Consider the following 17,630-nt stretch of genomic DNA (forward strand, 5'->3'; position numbering starts at 1 on the left):
TGTGTCAAGGACGTCGACGAGGCAGACCCGCCGCGAGGGCAGAACTCATCGCTGGTTGTGCACTGCCTTGTGCAGCTCACGCAACGCGCGCACGGACTTCACGGCGTACTCGCGGTCCACGGCCTGCACGGCCATGATCGAGATGTACTCGTCCTCGGGCAGCTCCAGCCGTGCCCACGCCGCGCCGTCCGGGAAGCTGATCGACAGCACGTCGGTCCACTCGAACCGGTGCGACGTCACGACGTTGCGCACCGAGATGCCGGTGGCGTCGGCGTTCACCTTCGGCCGGGTCAGCAGCAGCACGCCGCCCGCCAGCAGGAAGCCCAGCAGGATCATGGCGACCTGGTCGGAGGTCCGGAAGATCACGCCGGTCGGGGTGTTGCCGAGCAGCAGGCCCACCACCGTGAACACCGCGACCAGACCGATCGCGCACGCCCACGCGACCTTGCGGATCTTCTTCGGGCGCAGCACCACCGCGTTCGCCGTCATCATTCGAAACCCCGCTCGGTCCACGGCTGGCGCAGCCCGCGCAGCACCAGCGCGGTGTCGATGGCCGCGACGGTCGCCTCGTAGCCCTTGTCCTCCACCGAGTCCGGCAGCCCGGCCCGTGCCAGCGCCTGCTCCTCGGTGTTGGTGGTCAGCACGCCGTTGCCGACCGGCGTCGACTCGTCGAGCGCGACGCGGGTGAGGCCGTTGGTCACCGAGTCGCACACGTACTCGAAGTGCGGGGTGCCACCGCGGATGACCACGCCCAGCGCGACCACGGCGTCGTGGTGGCGCGCGAGCTCCTGCACCACGACGGGCAGCTCGATGGCCCCCGCGACGCGCACGACGGTCGTGTCGACGCAGCCGGCGTCCTGCGCGGCCTGCAGCGCGCGTTCGACGAGCTGGTCGGTGATCTTGGTGTGCCAGCGCGTCGCCGCGATGGCGACGCTCAGGCCCTTGCCGTCGAGCTTCGTCTGCTCAGGACGGCCCTCGCCACTCATTCCTGGTCCTCCGTAGCGGAAACAACGGCCTCGTACTGCTCCAGCTGAGTCAGTTCGTGGCCCATCCGGTCGCGCTTGGTGCGCAGGTACCGCAGGTTCTCCGGGTTCGGGGAGATCGGCAGCGGCACGCGGTCGAGCACCCGCAGACCGTATCCGGCCTCCAGACCGACGCGCTTGGCCGGGTTGTTCGTCAGCAGCCGCATGGACTTGATGCCGAGCTCCACGAGGATCTGCGCACCCGTGCCGTAGTCGCGCGCGTCGGCGGGCAGACCCTGCACGAGGTTCGCGTCCACGGTGTCCGCGCCCTCGTCCTGCAGCTGGTAGGCCTGCAGCTTGTGCATCAGGCCGATGCCGCGGCCCTCGTGACCACGCATGTACAGCACGACGCCACGACCTTGTGCCGCAACGGCTTCCAGCGCCGCGTCGAGCTGCGGGCCGCAGTCGCAGCGCAACGAGCCGAGCACGTCACCGGTGAGGCACTCGGAGTGCACGCGCACCAGCACGTCCTCACCGTCGCCGATCTCGCCGTAGACCATCGCGACGTGCTCGATGCCGTCGAGCAGGCTGTCGTAGCCGAACGCGGTGAACACGCCGTGCGCGGTCGGGATGCGGGCCTCGGCGGCGCGCACGACCTGGGTCTCGACCCGGCGGCGGTAGGCGATGAGGTCGGCGATCGTGATGATCGCGAGGTCGTGGTCGGCGGCGAAGACCTCGAGCTCGTCGCGGCGGGCCATGTCGCCCTCGTCCTTCTGCGACACGATCTCGCAGAGCACGCCGGCGGGCGAGAGCCCCGCCAGCCGCGCCAGGTCGACGGCGGCCTCGGTGTGACCCGGCCGGCGCAGCACGCCACCGGCCTTGGCGCGCAACGGCACGACGTGGCCGGGCCGGTTGAAGTCGGTGGCCTTCGAGGTCGGGTCGGCGAGCAGCCGGATCGTGCGGGCGCGGTCGGCGGCCGAGATGCCGGTGCTGACGCCCTCGCGCGCGTCGACCGTGACGGTGTAGGCGGTGCCGCGCACGTCCTGGTTCGTGTGGAACATCGGCGGCAGGTCGAGGCGCTCGCAGTCCTCCTCGGTCAGCGGCACGCAGATGTAGCCCGAGGTGTAGCGGACCATGAACGCGAGCAGCTCCGGCGTCGCCTTCTCGGCGGCGAAGATCAGGTCGCCCTCGTTCTCGCGGTCCTCGTCGTCGACCACGACGACGGGCCGTCCGGCGGCGATGTCGGCGATCGCCCGCTCGATCTCAGCGAAGTCGGTGCTCACTGGGTCTCCTCGCCCGCGATGGCCCGCAGGTGCGGGACTGCCAGTCGTTCAACGTACTTCGCCAGCACGTCGACCTCCAGGTTCACGTGGTCCCCCGGCTTGCGGCGGCCCAGTGTGGTGAGCTCCAGCGTCGTCGGGATCAGGCTCACGGTGAACTGGTCCTCGGCCACGGTCACGACGGTCAGCGACACGCCGTCGACCGTGATCGAGCCCTTCTCCACGACGTAGCGGGCGAGCTGGGGCGGCAGTCCGATGTGGACCATCTCCCAGTGCTCGGCCTTCTCCCGCGCGAGGATCGTGCCCGTGCCGTCGACGTGGCCCTGCACGATGTGGCCGCCGAGGCGCTGGCCGACGGCGGCCGCGCGCTCCAGGTTGACCTTGTCGCCCTCGGCGACCTTCGCGAGGCTGCTGCGCACGAGGGTCTCGCGCATGACGTCGGCGGTGAACGTGTTGTCCTCCACGTCCACGACGGTGAGGCACACGCCGTTCACCGCGATGGAGTCGCCGTGCTTCGCGTCGCTGGTGACGATCGGGCCGGAGACGCGGATCCGCGCCGCGTCCGGCAGGTCCTGAACCGCGACCACGTGGCCCAGTTCCTCGACGATCCCGGTGAACACCGCTCCTCCTAAGTTTGCGGAACCGCGCTGATCCGCAAGTCTGGTCCGCTCATGGTGACGTCTTCGACGGTGAGCCGGACAGCGTCCGTGATGGTTGACACGCCCGCGTCCAGCACCGCCGCGGGTCCCGCCCCCAGCAGTGCGGGCGCAACGTAGGCGAGCACGCGGTCGATCCTGCCCGCGCGCAGGAACGCGCCGGCCACCGTCGGACCACCCTCCAGCAGCACGTCCACCACCCCTTCGGCGACGAGCGCGGTCAGCACCTCGTCCGGGTCGTGCGTGCGCAGGTGTAGCGCGGTGTGCTGGAGCTTGGCTCCAACGGGCAGGTCGCTGCGTCCCACGACCACCGGCAACGGCTGGCGGGGCAGCGGAATTCCGTCGGCGTCGCGGGCGGTCAGCGCGGGGTCGTCGCTGCGGACCGTGCCGGTGCCGACGATGATCGCGTCGAGCTTCGCGCGCAGGTCGTGGACCTCCTTGCGGGAGGTCTCAGAGCTGATCCACTGGCTGGTGCCGTCCTGGGCGGCGATCCGGCCGTCCAGCGATGCCGCGTACTTCCACGTGACGTGTGGGCGGCCCGTGCGCGCGTAGTGCAGCCACGCACGCAGGGGGCCTTTGCTGACCTCGTCGGCCAGCAGACCGCTCTCGACGGTGACGCCGGCCTTGCGCAGCCGTTCCGCACCACCCGCGGCCCTCGGGTTGGGGTCGCTGACGGCGTGGACGACGTGCTTGATGCCCGCTTCCAGCAGAGCTTCGGTGCACGGTCCGGTGCGTCCGTAGTGCGCACACGGTTCGAGTGTGACGACTGCGGTGCCACCTTGCGCCTTGACGCCGGCTTCCTTGAGCGCCATCACCTCGGCGTGCGGGCCACCGGCGGGCTGAGTGCCGCCGAAGCCGACCGCGTGGCCGTGCGCATCGAGGACGACGCAGCCCACGGGCGGGTTGGGGCTGGTGCTGCCCCTGACCCGCTCGCTCTCCGCGACGGCGAGCGCCATCGCGTCCTCGGGGGTCACCGCGTTCCGGTCCTCTGGGCCCCGGCCGCCTGGGCGCGCAGGGCCTCGACGGCCTTGCCGGGGTCGGTGGCGTCGTAGACGGCCGAGCCCGCGACGAAGCAGTCCACGCCCGCCTCCGCAGCCTGCTCGATGGTGTCGGCGTTGATGCCGCCGTCGATCTCCACGACCAGCTTGAGGTGGCCGGTGTCGACGAGGTGGCGGGCCTGGCGGACCTTGTCGAGCACGTCCGCCATGAACTTCTGGCCGCCGAAGCCGGGTTCGACCGACATCACCAGCAGGGTGTCGTAGTGCTTGAGGACCTCGACGTGGGGCTCCAGCGGGGTGCCCGGCTTGATGCTCAGACCGGCCTTGGCACCGGCGGCCTTGAGGTTCTTCGCGAGCGCGACCGGGTCGGTGGCGGCCTCGACGTGCACGGTGACGTTGTAGGCGCCCGCCTCGGCGTACTCGACGGCCCAGCGGTCCGGGTCCTCGATCATCAGGTGGCAGTCGACCGGGATGTCGGTGACCTTGAGCAGCGACTTGACCACGGGCAGGCCCAGGGTCAGGTTCGGCACGAAGTGGTTGTCCATCACGTCGACGTGGATCCAGTCCGACGTGGGCACCGCGGCGAGCTCGTCGGCGAGGCGCGCGAAGTCTGCGGACAGGATGCTGGGGGCGATCATCGGCGTGTGGACCACGAGGGTGGAGTCTAGGTGTCCAGCAGGTCGAGCAACCTGCCGGGAGGCACGTCTGAGACCACCACGACACCCGCTGTGGTGAGGGTGGTGACGTGGGTCTCCCACATCGGGTGACGGCGCTTGTCGGCGTTGGCCTGGGGCATGACGACGACCTTGCAGCCTTCGACGCCGATGGCCTCGTTCAGGGCGGTCAGGGCCTGGTTGTCGCCGATGCCGAGGGCGAGCTTGGCGACCGAGTTCGCGCTGGCCGGGGCGAAGAGGAACGCGTCCGGGGTCGGGTAGGGCTTGGGCTGGCCGGGCAACCTGGGGTGCCAGCGGATCTCCAGGTCGGTGAGCTGCTGCAGCCTGTCGAGCTCGCCGGCTTCCTCGAACCACGGGACGACGGCCGGGGTGAGGGTGATGGCGAGGCGCCAGCCCCGTTGTGCCGCCGGTTCCGCCAGCTCGGTGCGGAACCAGGTCTCCACGCCGCCGCAGCCGCTTGCGACCAAACCGAGCAACCCACGCGTCGTCACCACTGCGATGTTAGGCGGTCTGATCTTTCAGACGGTGCCAATAGCGTCCTCTTCTGCGGGTGTTCGCCCGCACACTGAGGGGAGCAAGATGCGCAACTGGAGCCGGTGGCTGAGCGCCACCGTGATGACGGCCGCCCTGGCGGTGGCCACGGCGCTGCCCGCGACCGCCGAACCGCCACAGCGCACTGTCGCGCTGCCGCTGACGTCGTTCTCGGACATCGCGGTCGACCCGACGCTGGGCCACGTGTTCGTGAGCAGCAGGACCGATCACGCGGTCGCCGTCACGGACCTGGCGGGCAACGTGGTCACGAAGCTGACGAACCTGCCCGGCGCCGCGGGTCTGGCGCTGAGCCCGGACGGCGACACCGTGTTCGTCGCGCTGTCCGAGTACGGCGCGGTCGCCGCGGTGGACACGCTGACGCTGACCGAACGCGCCCGCTACCCGATCGGCGAGGTGTGCCCGGCCGACCTGGCCGTCACCGGCGGCCGCCTGTACTTCAGCTACGGCTGCACCACTTGGGGCGGCGGCATCGGCCGGGTCGCGCTCAACGGCACCGACGCCCGCACCGGCCTGGTCGCCGGGCACTACAGCCCGCACCAGCTGGCCACGTCGCCGGCCAGGCCCGGTCTGCTGGCGGCGGGCCAGCCGAGTCTGTCGCCGTCCTCGCTTCTGGTGCTGCGCGAGGAGGGTGAGGGGCTCGCCGTCCAGGCGTCGCGTGACGCGGGCGGCAACCTGGCCGACGTCGAGTTCTCCCGGGACGGCGCCCAGGTCCACGTGGCCAGTGGTGCGCCGTACGCCATCCAGTCGTACACGAGCGACACCCTGGCCGTGCGCGGCAGCTACAACACCGGTCCCTACCCGCTCGCGGTCACGACGAGCGCGGACACGGGAGCACTCGCCGCGGGCATCAACGGCGGGCCGTCCGTGCGCTTGTACCCGGCCGGCTCGCTGACGGAGTCGCGCTCCTACGAGGCGCCGGACCTGTACCAGGCGAGCCTGGCCTGGGGTCCGGGCGGCCGCTGGGTGTACGCCGTGGGCAACAGGTGGGGTCAGGCGCCGGCGCTGCACGTGCTGAGGGCCTGACGGAACGGCGGCGTCACTCGAACCGGTGAACTGCTGACCGGTGTGCCGCGGAACGGGGCGACGGGGTCCAGAACTGTCGGACCCCGTCGCTAGCGTCATTCCCGAGCGCTCAAACAGGGCGTCGCAGCACCGCGCAGAACATGGCATCCGTTCCGTGCAGGTGTGGCCAGAGTTGAACGTGCGGCCCGTCCCCGAGGTCCGGCACCTCGGGGAAGAGCGTCCGGGTGTCCAGCTGTTCTGCTCCGGTCCGCCGGGCGACGTCCGCCACCACCCCCACGGTCTCGGAAAGATGAGGTGAGCACACGACATAAGCCACGACTCCGCCTGGACGCACCAGTCGCAGGGCCTCGGTCAGGAGCTCACGCTGCAGTGTGGTGAGCTGGCCGACGTCGGCGGGTTGGCGCCTCCACCGCGCCTCAGGGCGCCTGCGCAGGGCACCGAGACCGGTGCAGGGCGCGTCGACCAGAACGCGGTCGAACGCCCCTTCGACGAAGCCGGTCTCCCGGCCGTCGGTCACCTCCACGGTGACCGGCAGGCCGGAGGTGAGCTTGCGCACGAGCTCGGCGCGGTGGGGTGCCTTCTCGACGGCGATGAGCTCACCGCCTTCCAGGCCGACCAGTGCCGCGAGCAGCGCTGCCTTGCCTCCCGGGCCGGCACACAGGTCGAGCCACCGGTCGTCGGTGCCTTCCAGCGACGCACGCGTCAAGGCCAGGGCGCACAGCTGGCTGCCCTCGTCCTGCACGTTCGCCAGACGCTCGCGAACGGGCTCGAGGTCGCCGGGATCGCCCGCGCCGGTCTCCAGGTGCACCCCGTAAGGCGAGTAGGGCGCCACGTCCCCGCCGACGATCGCGGCGAGCTCGTCGGCGCTCACCTCGCCGGGGCGTGCGACCAGGTGGACGGCCGGGCGTGCGTCGTCGGCCTCGAGGGCCAGCTTCAGCGGTTCCCCGCGGCTGCCGAGGGCCTCCGCGAACGCCTGCGCGATCCAGCGCGGGTGGGCGTGGGTGAAGGCCAGGTTGCCGACCGGGTCGGTGTCCGGGTCGGGTGCGAGCTCGTCGACCCACGCGGCCTCGTCCTGTTCGGCGACCCGGCGCAGCACGGCGTTGACGAACCCGGCGATGCCGGACCCGAGCTCGGCCCGCACGAGGTCGACGGTCGAGGCGACGGCGGCGTGCGACGGGATCCGGGTGCGCAGCAGCTGGTACGTGCCCAGCCGCAACGCGTCGAGCGCCGAGCCGTCCACTTCGGACAGCGGCCGGTCCGAGCACGCCTCGATGACGGCGTCGAGCAGGCCCTGCGCCCGCGCCGAGCCGTAGGTGAGCTTGGTGGCCAGCGCGGCGTCGCGGCCGGTGATGCGCCGGTCGCGCAGCATCTGCGGCAGCACCAGGTTCGCGTACGCGTCCCGCTGCCGCACCGCCCGCAGCGTCTCCAGCGCGGCCAGCCGCGCCGGGTCCTCCACGGGTGGCCTGGCGGGTCCGGTGCGCCCGCGCGGCGGGTGCGGCCTGCTCGGGCGGGAAGGCTTGGAGGCGCCTCGCGAGTGGTTGGTCATGCGTTGCGCTCCATCATGTCGAACTCTCCTGCTCCGGCACGGACACCGCGCCCTGACTCCGTGCCGAACCACAACTGAACCCAACCGCGCCCATGCCACTCGTTCGCGGCGGGCCCGGTCGCACCGGTGGCGCTCATGCGATGCGCTCCCCGGCCTCGATGCGCACCCCGCGGGCCCAGTCGGTCGCGGCCATGCGCTTCTTGCCCTGCGCCTGGACCTCGCCGAGGGCCACGGCGGTGGTCGCCGTGCCCACGAGCACCCGCTTGCGTTCCACGACGATCTCCCCCGCCGGCAGCGTCACGTCCTCCACCGGCGTCACGGGCCCGAGCTTCAGCCGTTCGCCGCGGAACTCCGCCCAGGGACCCGGTTCGGGGGTGACCGCGCGTGCGAGGCGGTCCAGCGCCACGGCGGGCGTGCCGAAGTCGAGGCGCGCGTCGTCGACGGTGATCTTGGCGGCGTAGGTGACGCCGTCGGTGGGCTGGTCGACGGCGCGCAGGGTGCCGGCCTCGATGCCGTCCACAGTGGACAGCAGCAGTTCCGCGCCGGAGACCGAGAGGCGGCCCAGCAGGTCGCCGGAGGTGTCGCGCGGCTGGATCTTCTCGGTCACCACGCCGAAGACGGGGCCCGCGTCCAGTTCCTTGACGATGCGGAAGGTGGTGGCACCGGTGATGTCGTCGCCCGCGCGCACGGAGGCCTGCACCGGTGCGGCGCCGCGCCATGCGGGCAGCACGGAGAAGTGGAGGTTGACCCAGCCGAAGCGCGGGATGTCGAGGGTGCGCTGGGGCAGCAGGGCGCCGTAGGCCACGACCGGGCAGAGGTCGGGTTCGAGCGCGCGCAGGCGGTCGAGGAAGTCGGGGTCGCCCGCCTTGGCCGGGGACAGGACCTCGATGCCGTGCTCGTCGGCGAGGGCGGCGACCGGGGAGCGTTCGATCCGGCGGCCGCGGCCGACGGGGGCGTCCGGGCGGGTGACGACGGCGACGACGTCGTGGCGGGAGGAGTCGAGGAAGGCGCGCAGCGAGGGGAGTGCCACCTCGGGCGTACCTGCGAACACGAGACGCATGGTCAGTTGGCCCTGCCGAAGAGTGGGTGCGGGCTCTGCTTCAGGGTGGGCACGCTACCGTCGAACCAGTCGGACTGCCGGATTTCCCGCATCGCCTTCTTGCGCGTCTCGGTGTCGAGGCGGTCCAGGAACAGCACGCCGTCGAGGTGGTCGGTCTCGTGCTGGATGCAGCGGGCCAGGGTCTCGGTGCCCTCGACCTCGATCGGCTCGCCGTGCATGTTCCAGCCCTTGGCCACGACGTGCAGGTGCCGCTTGCAGTCCCACGACATGCCGGGGATCGACAGGCAGCCCTCCGGGCCCTCCTGCGTCTCCTCGCCGACGACCTCCCAGGTCGGGTTGACGAGGTGTCCCGCGAAGCCGTCGCAGTGGTAGGTGAACACGCGCAGCCCCACACCCAGCTGCGGCGCCGCGAGTCCTGCTCCGCCCGCGTCCTGCATCGAGTCCCACAGGTCCTTGACCAGGGTGCGCAGTTCCTTGTCGAAGTCGGTGACCTCGACGGCGGGGGTGCGCAGCACAGGATCGCCGAACAGACGGATGGGTTGGACGGTCACGCGGTGCTCCTCGTGGTGGACTGGCGGTCAGTCTACGAGGAACGCGGTCAGTGCTCGGCGGCGCTGCCGAGGAAGATCACGCTCACCAGCGCCAGCAGGAAGTGGCCGGTGAACCTCAGCGCCGTCAGCACGGGGCGGAAGAGCGCCTTGAGGTCGACGTGGGCGGCGATGGCGGTCGGGCGGTGGTGCACGGTGGTCGTCGTCATGGTGTCAACTGTGCCGTTCGCGCAGGTCAGCGGACATCGGCTGGCGGTATCGAGCTGCCGTCAGCCTGAAGTAGGAAGATCCGGTGCAACACTCGGCCGGGAGGTGGACACCTCCAGGTCATGAGGCTGATGCGACAGCGCTGGGAGGGGGCGGCCGCGGTGCCGGACGAGCCACCGCGGGACGCCGAGCTGTGGGAGCGGGGCGACGAGCACGCCTTCGGGGAGCTCTACGACCGCTATGCCGAGGCCGTGTGGAACCACGCGTACCGGTTGACCGCGTCCTGGTCCACGGCGGAGGACCTGACGTCCGCCACGTTCCTGACGGCCTGGCGCCGCCGCGACGAGATGACCCTGGTGCGCGACAGCGCGTTGCCGTGGCTGTTCACCGTCGCGGGCAACCTGGCGCGTTCGGAGTTCCGCAGGCAGTCGCGGTTCACCCGGCTGCTGCACCGCGTGCCGCGCCATGACGTGCAGCGCGACCACGCCGAGGACGTCGTCTCCGGCCTGGACCACGAGGACCGCCTGCGCACCGTGCTGGCCGCGGTCGCCAGGCTCCCCCGCGCCGAACGCGAGGCCGTCGAGCTCGTCCTGCTGGGCGAGGTGCCGGTCGCCGAGGCCGCCGAGGTGCTGGGCGTCGCCGAGGTGAGCGTGCGGTCGCGCATCTCCCGCGCCCGTGCCCGGCTGCGCAAGGAGCTTCCCCAAGACACCCCGGAGGTGCAGTGATGACGATCGACCTGCCACCTCGCCGCGCACTGCCGGTCGAGGTCAAGGAACGGATGCGGCCGGCCTTCACCGGGGCACCGCGCCGCAACCACACCCCGCTCGCCGTGGCCGCCGGTGTCGCACTGCTGATCGCGGGCGGTGTCGCCGTCACGCAGACCACGAGCGACTCGGCCGACCCCGCCCACGACCGTGTCACCGCGCCGTCGGAGCTCGACCTCGCCCGCTGCCGTGCCGCACTGGGTGACGGTGGCTGGCGCTCCACCGAGATGGTCGTGTTCGACAGCCGCAAGGTGCTGATCGGCGCCGACTCGCGCTTCTGCGAGCTGACGAGGTCGAGGGCACACGTGGTGAACCCGGCCGTCGCACCGGTCCGGCTGGAGGCGGGCACGGTCGCCTACGTGTCCGACAACTTCATCGCCGGCATCCCGCCGCTCGGCGCGCTGAGCACTCGTGCCCGCGAGTCCACCAGCAGCTACAGCCGCGGCTCCAAGGACTCCGTGACCACGCCCGACTTCTTCGTCGCCTACTTCCCGAGCAAGCTCGCCATCACCCAGCTGGTGTTCGACGACCGGTTCGTGCCGTTGCCGCCGGACGCGACCCCACCCCGCTCCAGCGGCACCGACAGCTTCGAGAGCGGCGACAGCGACCCCGCCACGCTCGACAACCGCCTGGCCCGCTGCCTGGACGGCGCCGCGGCCACCGCACCACTGGCCACCGCACCCGGCTGGCGGCCGGTCGTGGCGGCGGGCTTCGACGACGGGCCGACCGGTGTGGTCGTGGCCAGGCAGGACGGCCACCCCGACCGGTACGGCGTCTGCCACGGCAGCAGCGACACCGGGTTCGGCACCTTCACCGTCAACACCACGTCCGAACGGCCCCGGCTCACCGGCGTCCTGAACATCTCCGGCGGCGCGGGCCGCCAGCTGATCGCCGGATACGCCCACCCCAACGGCCGCTTCATCGAGATCGACGCCCTCGGTGTCCCGAGAGTGACCGTGCCCGTCGTCGACGGTTTCTTCGCGGCGGAGCTCTCCGGCTCGCTGACGCGCATCGATGCCGACACGGGCAACCTGGTCACAGGCGTTCTCATGGGGGTGGTGCGGGACGCGGACAACTCGGTCATCTACACGGGGTCGCTCACGTGATCATGGCCGCATGACCTGGACCGCCCCGACATCCCGGCCGAACCGTTCCTCGGCGCCGAGCTGGCCACCGCGTCGGCACCACCGTCGAACCTCACCCTGCTGGGCCGGGCGGAGGCCGAGCACGCCGCGCTCGTCGCGGAGATGGCGCAGGCCCGCCGTGCGCTCGCCGGCAAGGACCTCGACCACGTCTTCGTCCACGAACGCATCGACGGCAGCACCTCGAAGTAGGTCGCTCCGAGGTGCTGCCGCCAGGTGCAGGTCAGATCAGGTCAGGTCAGGTCAGGTCAGGTCAGGTCAGCCCACCTTCACCACCCGCGCCGCACCACCACCGCGGCGGGTCGGTTCGGCCACGGCGCGCCAGCGGCCGTCGGAGGCCCGTTCGACCGCGGTGACCGCGCCGATCTCGGCGTTCTGGCTGAACCTGTGCCCGATGGCCTGCAGCCCCGCGGTGGAGGCCGCCGCGATGAACTCGGCCTCGGCGGGCGTCACGGCGGCGTTGCGCTGGGAGGCGCGCGGGGCGGCGACGGCGTCGAGCAGCGGCATCTTGCGGTCCAGGCGGGAGGTCAGGACCTGGGTGACGGTCGTGATGATCGTCGAGCCGCCGGGTGAGCCGACGGCGAGGACGACGCGGCCGTGGTCGAGCACGATCGTCGGGGACATCGAGGAGCGCGGGCGCTTGCCGGGGCCGGGCAGGTTCGGGTGCGGGACGCCGGCGGTCGGCGGGACGAACTCGAAGTCGGTGAGCTCGTTGTTGAGCAGGAAGCCGCGGCCGGGTACGACGATGCCGCTGCCGCCCTCCGCCTCGATGGTGAGGGTGTAGGCGACGACGTTGCCCCAGCGGTCGGCGACGGTGAGGTGCGTGGTCCGTTCGGCGTCGTCGCGCAGGTTCGACAGGCCCGCGTCGGCCCGGCACGGGGCGGGGTTGCGCGGGTCGGCGGCCGGCTGCGGTGCGGGGAGCACGGCGCCGGGCTTGATCAGGCACGCGCGGGAGTCGGCGAACCGCTGCGAGAGCAGGCCCTCGGTCGGCACGCGGGAGAACTTCGGGTCGCCGACCCAGCGCAGCCGGTCGGCGAACGCGAGCTTGGTCGACTCGATGAACCGGTGCAGGTACTCGACGTCGGTGGCCTTCGCGAGGTCGGTCGACTCCAGGATGTTCAGCGCCTCTCCGACGGTCGTGCCGCCGGACGAGGGCGCGGCCATGCCGTAGACGTCGAGGCCGCGGTAGCGGGTGTGCGTGGGGTCGCGGCGTTCGACCTGGTAGCGGGCGAGGTCGGAGAGCTCCATGGCGCCCGCGCGGACCTTGCGGGTCGAGCCGGGCACGACGGGCGGCTGCTGGACGGCCTTGACGAGGTCGCGGCCGACCGCGCCGCCGTAGAGGGAGGCGAGCTCGGTGCGGGCGAGCTCGCGGTAGGTGTCGGCGAGCTGCGGGTTGCGGAACGTCGACCCGATCGCCGGCGGCTGCCCACCGGGCAGGTAGAGGTCGCGGGTCGAGGTGAAGTCGGCGAAGCGGGCGGCGTTGGAGGTGATCTGCTGGTTGAACGTGCGGTCGACGACGAAGCCGCGCCGGGCCAGCGCCTCCGCGGGCGCCATGGCCTCGCGCAGGTTGAGCGTGCCCCACCTGCGCAACGCCTGCTGCCAGGTCTTCGGCGTGCCGGGGACGCCGACGGACAGGCCGCTGGTCATCGCCTCGGCGAACGGCAGCGCCGTGCCGTTCTCGACGAACAGCTGGTCGGTGGCGGCGCGCGGGGCGGTCTCGCGACCGTCCAACGTGGACACCCTGCGGGTGCGCGCGTCGTAGTGGACGAAGAATCCGCCGCCACCGATGCCCGCGGAGAACGGGTCGGTCACACCGAGCGCGGCGGCGGTGGCGACAGCGGCGTCCACGGCGTTGCCACCGCGGCGCAGCACGTCGACGCCGATCTGCGAGGCGTCCGGGTCGACGCTGGACACCGCGCCACCCCAGCCGACCTGTTCTGGCACCCTCGGGGCGGGGTCCGCCGAGCCCGCGGCGAGTGCCGGTGCGGGCGCGACCAGTACGACGGAGAGCGATAGTGCGGCAACCGTTCGCAACATGCGCACTCTTCTACTCCGTTCCGGCCGGATAGCAACACCCCTTGAGGAAGGCCTAAGGTGCGGTGGTGTCGATCGATCTTGACCGCTTGCGAACGGACTTCGCGACCGCCGACCTGGACGAGGCCGACCGCGAGGAGGCGTTGCAGCTGCTCCTGCGCGACCGCCGCCCGCGGGACGCGGACCTGCTGCGCCACCTGCTCGCCCAGGAGACCGCCGCGCACCGCGAGGGCTGGGGCGTGAGCGAGGCGATGGGCCTGGCCGCGCTGCTGCTCGCCGAGTGCGGGCGCGAAGAGGACGTGTGGACGCTGTGGGAGGCCAAGAACGCCTCCTTCGACACCATGGCGGGCCTGGACGGCTTCCTGCTGTTCCCGGCGGGCATCGCGGGCACGACCGCGCACGTGATCGCGGCCGAGGACCACCCGGAGCGCCACGACCTGATGGCGTACATGTCCGAGTACCTCGGCTACGAGAAGCTGACCGACGAGGACGTCCGCGAGCACCTCGCCGCCCTGCGCACGTACCACGAGGGCTGACCGCGCGGTCCTGGGCGATCCACTGTGGACCGTCCAGGACCGCTCAGAGCACCTCGAGCGGGTCGAGCTTGATCCGCACGAGCTCCTGTTCCTTGCGTGCCGTGCGCACGGCCTGTGCCTCCGCCAGCACTGCGGCCAACGCCCGTCCTTCTGCCCGTGCGACGCGCACGAGCGCACGTTCCTTCGTGTCGTCGTCGCCCACCGGCACCGGTCCGAGGACCTCACCGGACGGCGGCAACCTGAGCTCGTCCAGCAGGGCGTTGACCGCGTCCGGCGTGCCGTCGACCGTCGCCATCCGCACCGCGGGCGGGAAGCCCAGCTCGGTGCGCGCGGCCAGCTCGGTCGTCGCGTGCCACACCGGGTCCCACCGCACCAGCGCCTGCACGGGTGTCAGCGCCGAGTCGGCGATCACGACGACCCGCCCGTTGCCTGGGCGCACCAGCCCGGCGGCCGTCATCCACCGCCGCAACGCCTCCTCGGACGCCCGCAGGTCGGCCCCCGAGCAACGCCCACCGTCGAGCAGCAGCACCGCCCCGTACCCGCCGTCGGCCACGGTTCGGCCCCCGGCGTGGCCACCACCAGCGACGGCCCCGGCACCCTGGTCAGCACCTCGTCCGCGCCGCTCGTGCGCACCGCGATCCCGGGCCCGCCCAGCTCCTCCGCCGTCCGCCGGGCCCCGATGACCTGCCCCGCAACCGCCGCGACCCGCACGTCGGACACCGGAACCCGGCTCCGTCGCCGCACACCACCGGCAGTGCGCGGCTTCGGCAGCCCGTCCTGCGTGCCACCCGGCAACGCCAGCGGCCCGGCACACTTGCGGCACCGCGCGGGCCCACGGCACTGCCCGCACGCCAACGCCGGCACGTACCCCCGGCGCGGCACCTGGATCAGCACCGGCGAGTCGGCCAGGGCGAACCGCGCCGCCTCGAACGCGATGGACGGCAACCGCGCCGTGCGCGCCGCCGGGTCCTTCACGTCCTGCCACTCGTTGTCGCCCACCGACACCACCCGCGGTGCAATGGCACGAAGCGTCTCCCGCGACGCCACGATCTCGTGCGCCCACCCCGTCTCCACGAGCAGTTGGGCCTCGGCCGTGCGAGCGAACCCACCGATCAGCAGCGCCGCACCGTTCATGTGCGCGCGCTGCACCAACACGTCCCGCACGTTCGGATACGGCGCCCGCGGCTCGGCGTGCAGGTCGTCCCCGTCGTCCCACACCACCAGCAACCCAGGGTCCACCACAGGCGCGAACGCCGTCGCCCGCGTGCCCACCACCACCCGCGCCACCCCGCGCCGCACCGCGAGCCACCGCTTGTACCGCTCCGACGGCCCCAGGTCCGCCGACAGCGTCACCACGCCCTCGATCAGCGCACTGCACGCCTCGAACACCCGCGCCACGTCCCGGTGGTCGGGCACCACGATCACCACACCACGCCCGGTGGACGCCACCGACGCCGCCGCCTCCGCGAGCCGCGCGGGCCAGTCCTCCGACGGCAACGCCTGCCACACGGCGTGCGCGGGCTTCCCGGTGCGCAGGGCTTCGAGGTACTTGGGACCGCGCGGGTAACGGGACCAGGCGTCGGCGGGCACGGGAGGGAGCTGGGACCGCGCAGGCGCGACAGCAGTGGGGGCGGCATCAGCGGACACAGGAGCGGACACAGCAGCGGCGTTCGCGGCGACGGCGGACACGGCGGTGGCGGACACAGCAGCGGCGTCAGACGCGCCGTCAGCGGCGGTGGCAGGCACGGCAGCAGCGTGACAGGGCGCCAGGCGTGCCGTCATCGGCGGCGGCGGACCCGGCAGCGGCGCCAGGCACGCCACCACGGCGGTGGCGCACGGCTGCGGTGGCACGGCAGGGCCATCGGCAGCGCGTCGGCAGCGGTGGCAGGCGAGTCAGGCTCAGCGGTGCCGGTGGGCGCGGCAGGTTCGGCCGTGTCCGCTGCGGTGGCGGTCTCTGCGCTCACTTCCCCGTTCGCATCGGTGCCGTCGGGTGCGCCCCCCGGCGAGTCCTCCACCGCGGTCGACAGCCCCACCCGCCGGGTCCTGCGGCAGCGGTGCCGGCTCCCCGGCGGCGGCCTCGCGCGGGCCTGGTGGGATCGCCAGCCGCAGCACGTCGATCATCCCGCCCGCGTACCGGTCGGCGACGGCGCGGGCCAGTGCCGCGATCTCCGGTGCCAGCACCGGTTCCGGCGACACGACCTTCTCGATGAACGTCAGCTTCTTCTCGTACTCGGTGGTGGCGACCCGCTCCAGCAGGTAGCCGTCGAAGGGCGGTCGAGGTGGGCGAGCGGGACGTCCACGACGATGCGCGCGACCGGCAGCGTGTCGGCGGGGACGCGCTCCCCGCGGCGTGCTCCGGTCTTCGTGCTCATGCCTCTGGTCTATCAGACGGGTCTGACAGTCACGCGTTGCGGCGGACCAAACCGGTGAAACCCGCCACGAACAGGGTGGCGAACGCCCAGGCCAGGACCTGCAGCAGCCAGGTGGAGGCGAGCACGGCCTGGCCGGCGGCGGAGCCGGAGTCCACGGTGCAGCGCGCCGCGTCGACCTTGACCAGGGGCGTTGCGACGTTCAACGCGTAGCCGACCTGTTCGACGGTCGAGCAGCGCACGGCACCCGAGAGCAGGACCACCGCCACCGACACCGCGAGCACGCCGGCGAGCCACACCAGGGCCAGCGCCGGGCGGTAGCCGTGGCCGACGGTGATCGCGGTGACGAGGTGCCAGGTGCGGCCCCAGCGGGAGAGCCGGCCGCGGCGGCGCAGGTCGCGCTGCTGGGCGACCCTGATCCGGCGTGCGTCGCGTTCGTTGCCCGCCGCGGAGTGCGCGGCGGCGAGCTGGACCCACGGCTGCGTCGAGTAGTCCGGGGTGCGGGTCGCCAGCAGGGTCAGCCATTCGTCCACAGTGGCGTCGCGCGGCAGGCCCTCGTACACGAGTCCGTCGAGCTGCACGGCGCCTTCGATGCCCGCGAACGGCATCAGCAGGTCCTTGCCCACCCGCGCGTGCCGCAGGTCCAGCGCCCTCGGTCCGACGAGCCTGCCCTCGCGCAGGATCAGCTGCCCGTCGATCCGCGCGCCTCGCATCCGCACCGCCGCGTGCTCACCCTCCCCGACGGCGGTGAACCCGTGCGACAGGAAGGCCGCGTCACCGACCTGCAGGTCCACGCCCTGCAGCGCGGCTCCCCTGCCGGTGCTGCGCACCCGTGAGCCGCGGCAGTCCAGCACCGCGCCGATCCTGCCGCTGCTCAGCACCACCGAGCCGACCGCGCTGAACCCCTCGTTCAGGTAGACGCTGCCGCCCACCCGCAGCCCGCGCAGGTCGAGCGCGATCTCCTGGGACGGCGCCGTCAGCTTCGCGCCGCTCAGCGACACGTCGTGCTCGATGGTGATCCGCACCCCGCTGACCGACGGTGCCACGAGCCCGCGCAGGTCCAGCACCGTGAACTGCGCCCGGTCGAGCACCACCGGCAGCTCGGAAACGCAGTCCCGCAGCACCAACGGCCGTTTCGCCACCACGTCGGACAGGTCGAGCTGCCCGACGATCCGCGCCCCGCTCACCCGCAGCCCGGCCGGGTCCAGCTGGTCCGCCTCGACCACCAGCCGCCGGATCTCGGATGCCTCGACCTCGTCCCCCGCGATCTCCACGGACG

The 17,630-nt window shown here is 72.4% G+C and carries 20 protein-coding genes and 1 pseudogene; 4 read left to right on the plus strand and 17 right to left on the minus strand.

From position 1 onward, the window contains the following. Positions 1 to 45 precede the first annotated feature (45 nt). Genes BBK82_RS45725 through BBK82_RS45755 form a run of 7 tightly spaced genes read right to left on the minus strand, consistent with a single transcriptional unit; the run spans position 46 to position 5,061 of the window. Positions 46 to 492: a PH domain-containing protein gene (locus BBK82_RS45725; RefSeq protein WP_065920492.1), complete on the minus strand. Its 447-nt coding sequence runs from the start codon at positions 490 to 492 to the stop codon at positions 46 to 48. Next, entirely contained in the window at positions 489 to 986 is a 498-nt protein-coding gene (gene ribH, locus BBK82_RS45730) for a 6,7-dimethyl-8-ribityllumazine synthase (RefSeq protein WP_065920493.1), read from the minus strand. The genes BBK82_RS45725 and ribH overlap by 4 nt, the downstream gene beginning before the upstream one ends. Next, positions 983 to 2,245 (minus strand): bifunctional 3,4-dihydroxy-2-butanone-4-phosphate synthase/GTP cyclohydrolase II, encoded by a 1,263-nt coding sequence (locus BBK82_RS45735; RefSeq protein ID WP_065920494.1) that lies wholly within the window; start codon positions 2,243 to 2,245, stop codon positions 983 to 985. The genes ribH and BBK82_RS45735 overlap by 4 nt, the downstream gene beginning before the upstream one ends. Further along, on the minus strand, positions 2,242 to 2,862 hold the full coding sequence (locus BBK82_RS45740) for a riboflavin synthase (protein ID WP_065920495.1): 621 nt from the start codon (positions 2,860 to 2,862) through the stop codon (positions 2,242 to 2,244). The genes BBK82_RS45735 and BBK82_RS45740 overlap by 4 nt, the downstream gene beginning before the upstream one ends. An 8-nt stretch (positions 2,863 to 2,870) precedes the next feature. Beyond that, on the minus strand, positions 2,871 to 3,854 hold the full coding sequence (gene ribD, locus BBK82_RS45745) for a bifunctional diaminohydroxyphosphoribosylaminopyrimidine deaminase/5-amino-6-(5-phosphoribosylamino)uracil reductase RibD (protein ID WP_065921894.1): 984 nt from the start codon (positions 3,852 to 3,854) through the stop codon (positions 2,871 to 2,873). Positions 3,855 to 3,868: 14 nt separating this feature from the next. Beyond that, positions 3,869 to 4,534 carry a ribulose-phosphate 3-epimerase gene (gene rpe / locus BBK82_RS45750; protein WP_065921893.1) on the minus strand — a complete coding sequence of 222 codons (666 nt, stop codon included), beginning with the start codon at positions 4,532 to 4,534 and terminating at the stop codon, positions 3,869 to 3,871. A gap of 26 nt (positions 4,535 to 4,560) precedes the next feature. Further along, a complete protein-coding gene (locus BBK82_RS45755; protein ID WP_065921895.1) occupies positions 4,561 to 5,061 on the minus strand; it encodes a flavoprotein in 501 nt (166 codons plus the stop codon). 88 nt (positions 5,062 to 5,149) lie between these two features. Between BBK82_RS45755 and BBK82_RS45760 the strand changes: the two genes are divergently transcribed. Further along, positions 5,150 to 6,145, plus strand: a complete 996-nt coding sequence (locus BBK82_RS45760; protein WP_065920496.1) for a YncE family protein — start codon at positions 5,150 to 5,152, stop codon at positions 6,143 to 6,145. 109 nt (positions 6,146 to 6,254) lie between these two features. On the opposite strand, the gene BBK82_RS45765 is transcribed toward BBK82_RS45760, so the two are convergent. The 4 genes from BBK82_RS45765 to BBK82_RS51325 form a co-directional block, all read right to left on the minus strand. Then, a complete protein-coding gene (locus tag BBK82_RS45765) occupies positions 6,255 to 7,691 on the minus strand; it encodes an RsmB/NOP family class I SAM-dependent RNA methyltransferase (protein ID WP_071812818.1) in 1,437 nt (478 codons plus the stop codon). Between the two features lie 133 nt (positions 7,692 to 7,824). Continuing rightward, the gene (gene fmt, locus BBK82_RS45770; protein WP_065920498.1) at positions 7,825 to 8,751 is read right to left on the minus strand and encodes a methionyl-tRNA formyltransferase; all 927 of its coding nucleotides are present in this window, start codon (positions 8,749 to 8,751) and stop codon (positions 7,825 to 7,827) included. A gap of 2 nt (positions 8,752 to 8,753) precedes the next feature. Then, positions 8,754 to 9,302 carry a peptide deformylase gene (gene def, locus BBK82_RS45775; RefSeq protein ID WP_065920499.1) on the minus strand — a complete coding sequence of 183 codons (549 nt, stop codon included), beginning with the start codon at positions 9,300 to 9,302 and terminating at the stop codon, positions 8,754 to 8,756. A 47-nt stretch (positions 9,303 to 9,349) separates the two neighbouring features. Next, on the minus strand, positions 9,350 to 9,508 hold the full coding sequence (locus BBK82_RS51325; RefSeq protein WP_154697891.1) for a hypothetical protein: 159 nt from the start codon (positions 9,506 to 9,508) through the stop codon (positions 9,350 to 9,352). A 120-nt stretch (positions 9,509 to 9,628) separates the two neighbouring features. Between BBK82_RS51325 and BBK82_RS45780 the strand changes: the two genes are divergently transcribed. Both BBK82_RS45780 and BBK82_RS45785 read left to right on the plus strand, forming a co-directional pair. Further along, a complete protein-coding gene (locus BBK82_RS45780) occupies positions 9,629 to 10,231 on the plus strand; it encodes an RNA polymerase sigma factor (RefSeq protein WP_418287475.1) in 603 nt (200 codons plus the stop codon). After that, a complete protein-coding gene (locus BBK82_RS45785; RefSeq protein ID WP_065920500.1) occupies positions 10,231 to 11,376 on the plus strand; it encodes a hypothetical protein in 1,146 nt (381 codons plus the stop codon). Before BBK82_RS45780 ends, BBK82_RS45785 begins: the two co-directional genes overlap by 1 nt. Here BBK82_RS45785 and BBK82_RS51330 read toward each other — a convergent pair whose 3' ends face one another. Together BBK82_RS51330 and ggt are read right to left on the minus strand one after the other, a co-directional pair. Continuing rightward, a complete protein-coding gene (locus tag BBK82_RS51330) occupies positions 11,377 to 11,574 on the minus strand; it encodes a hypothetical protein (RefSeq protein WP_154697892.1) in 198 nt (65 codons plus the stop codon). Between the two features lie 96 nt (positions 11,575 to 11,670). Then, entirely contained in the window at positions 11,671 to 13,449 is a 1,779-nt protein-coding gene (gene ggt, locus BBK82_RS45790) for a gamma-glutamyltransferase (RefSeq protein WP_065921897.1), read from the minus strand. Positions 13,450 to 13,514: 65 nt separating this feature from the next. Between ggt and BBK82_RS45795 the strand changes: the two genes are divergently transcribed. After that, a complete protein-coding gene (locus tag BBK82_RS45795) occupies positions 13,515 to 13,982 on the plus strand; it encodes a hypothetical protein (protein WP_154697893.1) in 468 nt (155 codons plus the stop codon). Positions 13,983 to 14,025: 43 nt separating this feature from the next. Here the strand turns inward: BBK82_RS45795 and BBK82_RS45800 are convergent. The 4 genes and pseudogenes from BBK82_RS45800 to BBK82_RS45810 all read right to left on the minus strand — a co-directional run. Next, positions 14,026 to 15,665: pseudogene (locus BBK82_RS45800) on the minus strand (primosome assembly protein PriA); the annotation flags it as partial. Positions 15,666 to 15,881: 216 nt separating this feature from the next. Next, entirely contained in the window at positions 15,882 to 16,238 is a 357-nt protein-coding gene (locus BBK82_RS57155) for a primosomal protein N' family DNA-binding protein (RefSeq protein WP_179953857.1), read from the minus strand. Continuing rightward, entirely contained in the window at positions 16,196 to 16,354 is a 159-nt protein-coding gene (locus BBK82_RS57160; RefSeq protein WP_179953741.1) for a hypothetical protein, read from the minus strand. Before BBK82_RS57160 ends, BBK82_RS57155 begins: the two co-directional genes overlap by 43 nt. 29 nt (positions 16,355 to 16,383) lie before the next feature. After that, entirely contained in the window at positions 16,384 to 17,625 is a 1,242-nt protein-coding gene (locus BBK82_RS45810) for a hypothetical protein (RefSeq protein WP_065920503.1), read from the minus strand. Between the last annotated feature and the right edge of the window lie 5 nt (positions 17,626 to 17,630).

This window comes from Lentzea guizhouensis, from assembly GCF_001701025.1.
Taxonomy (GTDB): domain Bacteria; phylum Actinomycetota; class Actinomycetes; order Mycobacteriales; family Pseudonocardiaceae; genus Lentzea; species Lentzea guizhouensis.